The 6,468-nt window shown below is 73.1% G+C and carries 7 protein-coding genes; 3 read left to right on the top strand and 4 right to left on the bottom strand.

The annotated features are described in order from the left end of the window. Positions 1-371 (bottom strand): Gfo/Idh/MocA family protein (locus AC1DP0_RS16085; protein WP_478086030.1); only part of this gene is annotated, 371 nt, incomplete at its 3' end. Continuing rightward, complete coding sequence (locus AC1DP0_RS16080) at positions 368-916, bottom strand: DinB family protein (protein ID WP_478086028.1); 549 nt, start codon at positions 914-916, stop codon at positions 368-370. The genes AC1DP0_RS16080 and AC1DP0_RS16085, both read right to left, overlap by 4 nt. Positions 917-995: 79 nt before the next feature. Between AC1DP0_RS16080 and AC1DP0_RS16075 the strand changes: the two genes are divergently transcribed. Both AC1DP0_RS16075 and AC1DP0_RS16070 read left to right on the top strand, forming a co-directional pair. Then, entirely contained in the window at positions 996-2,096 is a 1,101-nt protein-coding gene (locus AC1DP0_RS16075; RefSeq protein ID WP_478086026.1) for a diacylglycerol/lipid kinase family protein, read from the top strand. A 55-nt stretch (positions 2,097-2,151) separates the two neighbouring features. Then, entirely contained in the window at positions 2,152-2,817 is a 666-nt protein-coding gene (locus tag AC1DP0_RS16070; protein WP_478086023.1) for a DUF2461 domain-containing protein, read from the top strand. A 14-nt stretch (positions 2,818-2,831) separates the two neighbouring features. Here AC1DP0_RS16070 and AC1DP0_RS16065 read toward each other — a convergent pair whose 3' ends face one another. Further along, positions 2,832-3,698 carry a methyltransferase domain-containing protein gene (locus tag AC1DP0_RS16065; protein WP_478086019.1) on the bottom strand — a complete coding sequence of 289 codons (867 nt, stop codon included), beginning with the start codon at positions 3,696-3,698 and terminating at the stop codon, positions 2,832-2,834. A gap of 78 nt (positions 3,699-3,776) precedes the next feature. Between AC1DP0_RS16065 and AC1DP0_RS16060 the strand changes: the two genes are divergently transcribed. Then, complete coding sequence (locus tag AC1DP0_RS16060) at positions 3,777-4,961, top strand: flavin-containing monooxygenase (RefSeq protein ID WP_478086015.1); 1,185 nt, start codon at positions 3,777-3,779, stop codon at positions 4,959-4,961. A gap of 200 nt (positions 4,962-5,161) precedes the next feature. Here AC1DP0_RS16060 and AC1DP0_RS16055 read toward each other — a convergent pair. After that, positions 5,162-6,468 (bottom strand): CHAT domain-containing protein (locus AC1DP0_RS16055; RefSeq protein WP_478086011.1); only part of this gene is annotated, 1,307 nt, incomplete at its 5' end.

Below are 6,468 nucleotides of genomic sequence, written 5' to 3'. Positions count from 1 at the left end.
GCGGCGCTGCGCGTGAAGGCCTTCTCGACGAGGACCGGCTTGCCGGCCTCGAGGGCGAGCAGGGCGTGGTCGCGGTGCTCGGAGTGCGGCGACGCGACGTAGACGGCGTCGACCTCCGTGTCGGCGACGAGCTCCTCGTAGGAGCCGTGGGCCCGTGGGATCGCGAACTCGTCGGCGAAGTCCTGGGCGCGCTCACGGCTGCGCGAGCCGACGGCGACGACCGAGGAGGCGGTGCCGACCGCGACGGCGTCTGCGAAGGCGTGCGCGATGCCTCCCGGCGCCAGGATCCCCCAGCGGATGGCCGGCGCATCGTGCGGGTCGGGCGTGCGCGGCTCGGGCAGCCGGAGGGCGACGTCGATGGGCAGGGTCATGCGATCACGTCCCAGAGGTGGTGGCGGATGTCGTGGACGAAGTAGAGCGAGAGCGTGCGGGCCGTGAACGTCGAGCCGTTGCTGCGCAGGGCCGGCCACTCCCACTGCGTACCCGCCGGGAGGGCGTATGCCGTCGCCGCCCGCTCGAACGCCGCCGTGACCTCGCCTGCCACGTCGTCGGGGTCCGAGCGCCAGTACTGCTGGTCGAYGGCCGTCTCGTCCTGGTCCCAGTCGGCGAACCGCACGAGGGAGCCGCCGCCGGCGAGGATCTGCTCGAGCCTCCCGCGCATGACGTCGCAGACGTCGCGCACGTGGCAGACGTACTCGAGCGGCGACCACACCCCCTCGGCCGGGCGGGTGCGCACGTCCTCGCGACGCAGCGCCGCGGCATACCTCGTCCCGGCGTCGCGGAGGATCGCGGGGACGTCGGCGGGATCGGCGGCCGTGGCGTCGAACCCGCAGTCGGGGCACGGCCGGGTCAGGACCCACGTCCAGTCCGCGCCGTCGGGCGTCGAGGGCCCGGGGTCGGTGATCGGCATGCTCATGCRCTCAGAGTAGGGCGAGCCGCGGGCGTTTCCGACGTCTGTTCAGGACTCGTTCACGCTCGGGATACCGTATGTCTTCGTGCTCAAGGACTACCTGCCGTGGATCATCGCCGGCCTCGTCGTGCTGGTGCTGGTCGTCGGAGGGCTGGTCCTGACGCGTGTCGCGCCCGAGGTGACCGCCACGCGGCGGCGCCGCCCGCGTCCTCACCGGGACCACTTCCGCAACGGCGACGAGCCGCCGTCGCCGCTCAAGCGCGCCGGCGTCGTCATCAACCCGACGAAGTTCACCGACATGGCCGCCGTGCGTGCGCGCATCACTGCCGCGTGCCTCGCGAACGGTTGGGGCGAGCCGCTCTTCTACGAGACGACCGTCGAGGACCCGGGCCACGGGCAGGCCGCGCAGGCGGTCCGGGACGGCGCCGACATCGTCTGCACGCTCGGCGGAGACGGGACGGTGCGCAACGTCGCCGGCGCGCTCGTCGGCACGGAGACGGCCCTCGGCATCCTGCCCGCGGGAACCGGCAACCTGCTGGCCCGCAACCTCGACCTGCCGGTCGGGCTCGAGACGGCCGTCACGGTCGCCCTGACGGGCCGCAACCGCCGCATCGATGTCGGCGAGCTCGTCATCGGCGCGGCGCCGATGGACGACGCCCCCGACGAGTCGGGCGACCCCGAGACCCACTACTTCCTCGTCATGGCCGGCATCGGGATGGACGCGCAGATCATGGCCGGCACCAACGAGAACCTCAAGGCCAAGGTCGGTTGGCCGGCCTACATGGTCTCCGGGCTCAAGCACCTCGTGTCGCCCGAGTTCCGCATCTCCGTCAAGGTCGACGACGAGCTCGAGTTCCGCCGCCGCGCCCGCATGGTTGTCATCGGCAACTGCGGGCGCCTCCTCGGCGGCCTCGTGCTCATGCCCAACGCGCGCGTCGACGACGGACAGCTCGACGCCGTCATCGCGTCACCGCGTGGCGTCGTCGGCTGGGTGCCCGTCGCGACCCGCGTCGCCACCCGCCAGCGCAAGGGTCACCCGACCCTTGACCACAAGGCGTGCAAGGAGGTCCGGGTGCGCGCCGACCGTCCGGTCCCTGTCCAGATCGACGGCGACGTCATCGGCGAGGCGAGCGAGGTCAGTGCCACGGTGCGTCCCGGCTGCCTCACGGTGCGCGTCAGCCAGTAGCCGCCGGAGGGACGTGGCGTGCCCGACCACCCGCCGTCGGTGCCAGAGTTGCCACATGAGCACGCCAGCGTCCTTCTCCGGCTTCCCGGCCGGCGCCCTGTCCTTCTACGCCGAGCTCGAGGACCGCAACTCCCGGGACTGGTGGCTCGCCCACAAGGACGTCTACGAGCGCGACGTCCGTGAGCCGATGCTCGCCCTCCTCGACGGCCTCGAGGAGGAGTTCGGCGAGGCCAAGCTCTTCCGGCCGAACCGCGACGTGCGCTTCAGCGCCGACAAGTCGCCCTACAAGACGCACCAGGGTGCGCTCGTCGGGTCCGGCACGGTCCTCGGCTACTACGTCCAGGTGAGTGCGGACGGCCTGCGGGCCGGTGGCGGCTTCCGTGCGGCGAGCTCCGACCAGACCGCCCGCTTCCGCGCCGCCGTCGACGCGCCGTCGAGCGGCCTCGAGCTCGAGTCCATCCTGGCAGCCTTGCGCGGCAAGCGTTTCGACGTGCTCGGCGAGCAGGTCAAGACGACACCGAGGGGGTATGCCGCCGACCACCCGCGCATCGAGACGCTGCGTCACAAGGAGCTCATGGTCATGCACGACTTCGGCGCGCCCGCGTGGCTCGGCACGAAGCGGGCGCTGGCCGAGGTCCGCAACACCTGGCGCTCGGTGCGGCCGCTGACGGCTTGGCTGGCGGAGCACGTCGGCGCCGACGAACGGGTCCGCCGCCCCTGAGGCGACAGCGGCGGTCAGTCGGCCTTGCGCCCGACGACGCCGTACATCGTCACGGAGAAGAACGCCGTCCCGGCGCGGGCGGCGGCCATCGCGTCGGCGAGGAAACGGTCTGCCTCCTCGCGGGTCAGCGCCCCCTCCTGCACCGCGGCGTCGGCGTTGCGGTGGAGCAACCCGCTGCCGAGCAGGGCGCCTGGCGGCATGACGAGCGCTGCCGAGCCGATGTCGTGGTCGACGATCAGCCCTGCGACGCGGAGCTGGTTCGGCAGGTGCCGGGCCGCGAACGGGTTGGCCATGCGTCGCCAGTTCGCCTCGGCGAAGCGGCGGACGAGCTCGGGGTCGCCGGGGTGGCTGATGGCGGTGCCCCAGTCGCTGTCCAGCACGGCCACCCGTCCACCGGGTGCGAGGACGCGCCCGAACTCATGGGCTGCGGCCTGCGGGTCGGAGAGGTGCTGGAAGACGCGTTCGCACCGCAGCACGTGGACGGCGCCGTCGGCGAAGGGCAGGTCCGCGGCGTCCCCGTCCATGAGCGTCGCTGCCGATCCGGTCAGGGCCGCCCGGCGCGAGGCCTCCTCCCGCAGGCCCGGGTTGGGCTCGATGCCCACGGCACGGCCATCGGGGGCCACCGCCTCGGCGAGGCGCCGCAGCTCGGTGCCGGTGCCGGCGCCGACGTCGACGACGGACTCCCCCGGGTGCGGCGCGAGCGCCTCGAAGGCCCAGTCGCGCAGGCGGTGGACCGCCGGCTCCTGCTCCTGGGCGTCGAGGAGCGCGACCAGGGTGGCGACGCGCGCCGCGCCGCCCTCACCGATCCGTTCGCGCGTGAACATTTTCGGCGCGGCTCCCGACCCTTCCTGGTGCGGGGTGGGGACCGACGAAGGGGTCACGCCTCCAGCATGCTGCTCACCGCCCGAGATCGGCGCCCGTTCGGTGATAACCGTCGATGTGGGCGCTACGTTGGCCCGGTGATCCAGCGCAACGTCTCGGTCGACGCATACATCATCGGTGCCGGCCCGGGCGGACTGGCCACGGCCGCCGCCCTCGGGGCCCGCRGGTTGCACGGCGTCGTCCTCGAACGGAGCAACGGCGTCGGTACGTCGTGGCGCGGACACTACGACCGCCTGCACCTGCACACCCCGCGCGAGCTCTCCGGGCTGCCGGGGTTCCCGATCCCCAGGGAGATGGGCCGCTGGGTCTCACGTGACGACGTCGTGCGCTACCTCGAGCTGTATGCCGCCCACCACCGACTCGACGTCCGCCTCGGCACCGAGGTGCGCCGCATCGACCGGTCGGCGGATGGCGACTCGTGGACCCTCACGCTCGCGGACGGGACGACGCTCACCGCCCCGTATGCCGTCGTCGCGACCGGGTTCAACCACACCCCCCGCGAGCCGGATGTGCCCGGACTGCAAGGGTATTCCGGTGACGTCGTGATGGCCCGTGCCTACCGCAACGGGTCGGGCCACGCCGGCAAGGACGTCCTGGTCGTGGGCACGGGCAACACCGGCACCGAGCTCGCCGTCGACCTCGTCGAGCACGGTGCGGCGCGCGTTCGTCTGGCCGTCCGCACCGTCCCGCACATCCTGCGCCGCAACACCGGGCCGTATGCCGCGCAGTACACCGGCATCGCCGTGCGCCACCTGCCCACCGCCCTCGTCGACCGGGTCGCGCCGGTCGTGGAGCGCATCCAGACCCCGGACCTGTCGACGCAGGGGCTGCCGCGTCCGGACACCGGCCTGCTGACCCGCGTCGAGCGCGACAACGCCATCCCGGTGCAGGACGTCGGCATCATCGACGCGATCCGGTCCGGGGCGGTCCAGCCCGTCGGCGCGCTGCGCGAGTTCGACGACGACAGCGTCGTGCTCGCGGACGGCACGCGCCTGCAGCCCGACCTCGTCGTCCTTGCGACCGGCTACGCCCAGGGGCTCGAACCGCTCATCGGCCACCTCGGCGTGCTCGACGACAAGGGCCGGCCCGTCGAGCGCGGTGGACGCACGCCGCGGGGCGCCAAGGGGCTGTGGTTCACCGGCTACACCAACCCCATCTCCGGGATGCTGCGGGAGATCTCGATCGACGCGCGCAAGATCGCCCTCGCCATGGCCCTGCGCAAGCGCCAGGAGATCAAGACCCTCCGCCGCCAAGCCGCCTGACCCCCCACCTCCCCATCGAGTGCCCAGTTCCCCACGTCGGAAGATGAGCACTCGAGCTGAGGTACCCATCGAGTGCCCAGTTCCCCACGTCGGAAGATGAGCACTCGAGCTGAGCTACCCATCGAGTGCCCAGTTCCCCACGTCGGATAATGAGCACTCGAGCTGAGCTACCCATCGAGTGCCCAGTTCTCGACGGCGCGTCAGGGGCGGTGCTGGCCGCCGAGGTTGAGGAAGGCTGCGGCCACGTCATCCGTTTCCGCGACGGCGCGCGCGAGCGCCTCGTCGCTCGGCAGTCCTGCCGCCAGCAGCTCGTGGTGGCGCGTCATCGCCGTGGCAGCGACGTCGTCGGGCACGGGCGAGACCGCCGCGACGACCGATCGGGCCCCGAGCGAGAGCAGCGACAGGGCCAGACCGAGGGACTCGTGACCAGGGCGAGCCGACGTCAGGCCGACGTCGCACGCCGAGAGCACCACGTGGTCGGCCCGCACGCCGGTCGGCTGCAGCTCGTGGGCGAAGACCGGTCCGTCGTGCAGCACGAGCGACGAGAAGAGCGGTGACTCGACCTGGTGCGTGCCGTGGGCTGCGACGTGGACGACGCCCGGCCGCGTCAGGGCACCGACGAGCTCGTCCCGCCGCGAGGGTTCGGCGAGGCGGCCGCGTTCGCCCCACGTGCCCACGATCGCGCGGCCCTCGCTCGAGGCGCGCGGCACCGACGGCCCGACGCTGACGTGCACCCCCGAGGCGCCAGATGCGTCCTCCCGCGATGCAGCCCGCCGGGCGAAGGACGTCAGCGACAGCGCGACGGTGAACGGGCGCCCGACCATCGAGGGGAGCAGGGCCCACGGGAGGGCGGAGACCTCGGGACAGGTCACGACGACGACACCGCTGTCGGAACGCCACGGTCGCAGCAGGGCGTCGTCGAGCTCGGCCGCACTCGCCCGCAGCGAGGACCAGACGGCTCCCGCCAGCGGGCCGAGGTGGTGCGTGGCAGCAGCACGGAGGTCGACGCGTACGCGCTGGGCGAGCTCGGGGGCACGATCGGCTGCCATGAGGTCCCGCATCGTCGCCCGCCCGCCCACGATGCCGACCGCACCGATGCGGCCGCGGTGCCGGAAGAACCACACGAGGTCGCGGTCGACCCGCCCGAGGTGCTCGCGAGCCTCGCGGACGCGTAGCGGGGCAGCACGACTCGCCCCGCCGCTGCGGCTCAGGGCCCAGTCCCGGTCGCGGATCTGCCGTTCGAGGCGCGAGGCGTGGTCGTGCAGCTCCCGCACCTGCGCGGGGTCGTTCTCACCGCGCAGGTGGCCGCGCACGGCACGCAGCTGCTCGGTGAGCTGGGCGAGCTGCTCGTCGTCGGGCCGGCCGAGGGACGGGAGCCGATCGGTCGCGCTGCGCCACCGTTCGAGGGCCTCCAGCACGGACGCGCTGCCGCGCGGCACGGCGAGCTCGAGGTCCAGCTCGGAGAGCCGGGCGCCGTGAACCGCGCGGGCCGTGCGCAGGTCGAGGC

It is taken from the genome of Terrabacter sp. P5_B1 (genome assembly GCF_056400505.1).
Note: the sequence above shows the minus strand (reverse complement) of the source record. Positions and strands in the feature narration are given on the sequence as shown.